An 837-nucleotide genomic window follows, 5' to 3' on the forward strand; every position below is an offset into this window, starting at 1 on the left:
AGAGCGCCTAACAGAACCGTTTGATCTGGTTGAGGGTGATGAGGCTGGCCGCGAGGCTCGTGAAGGCCTCGTAGATGTCGCTGCGTCGCTCGTAGCGGACGGGCAATCGACGGAATCGGTTGAACCAGGCGTGGGTGCGCTCCACGACCCAACGGTGACGTCCGAGCTTCTCACTGCTCTCGATGCCCTTACGCGCGATGCGCGGCACGATCCCCCGCGCCCGGCACTCCTGGCGGCGAGGTCTGGCATCGTAGGCTTTGTCGGCGTGGAGCTTGTCCGGACGGCGTCGCGGTCGCCCTCGTCGACCGCTCCGCAGAGGCGGAACGGCATCGAGAGTAGCTGCCATCATGATGCTGTCGTGCCGGTTGGCCCCGCTCAGGCGGAAGCCGAGCGGCGTGCCACGCGCGTCGGTGACCAGGTGGCGCTTCGTACCCGGCTTGCCCCGGTCCGTCGGGTTCGGGCCGGTGGCAGGCCCCCCTTTTTGGCCGGGACAGACGCGCTGTCCAGGCAAGCCCGGTTCCAGTCGATCTCACCCGCTGCGTGCAGGCGCTCCAGCAGCACGTGATGCAGGCGGCCCCACACGCCCGCCGCTTGCCAATCCCGCAGCCGCCGCCAGCAACTCATGCCGGAGCCGCAGCCCATCTCGGCCGGCAGCATCTCCCACGGCAGACCCGAGCGCAGCACGAACAGGATGCCCGTCAGTGCGGCCCGGTTCTCGATCGGACGACGCCCGCCCTTCGGACGCGGCCGAGGCGGCGGGAGGAGCGGAGCGATCTCATCCCAGAGATCATCGGGGAGAAGCGGTCTGGCCATGCCAAACCAACGCTGAAAGCAACG

At 68.6% G+C, this 837-nt stretch carries 1 protein-coding gene; it reads right to left on the reverse strand.

The features are described from left to right. Positions 1–7: 7 nt before the first annotated feature. A protein-coding gene (locus FV220_RS25145; protein WP_085984211.1) for an IS5 family transposase occupies positions 8–813 on the reverse strand; the annotation gives its coding sequence in 2 pieces (ribosomal slippage) (positions 8–477 and positions 477–813; 807 coding nt in all). Positions 814–837 lie beyond the last annotated feature (24 nt).

Source organism: Methylobacterium sp. WL19, from assembly GCF_008040005.1.
Lineage (GTDB): Bacteria > Pseudomonadota > Alphaproteobacteria > Rhizobiales > Beijerinckiaceae > Methylobacterium > Methylobacterium bullatum.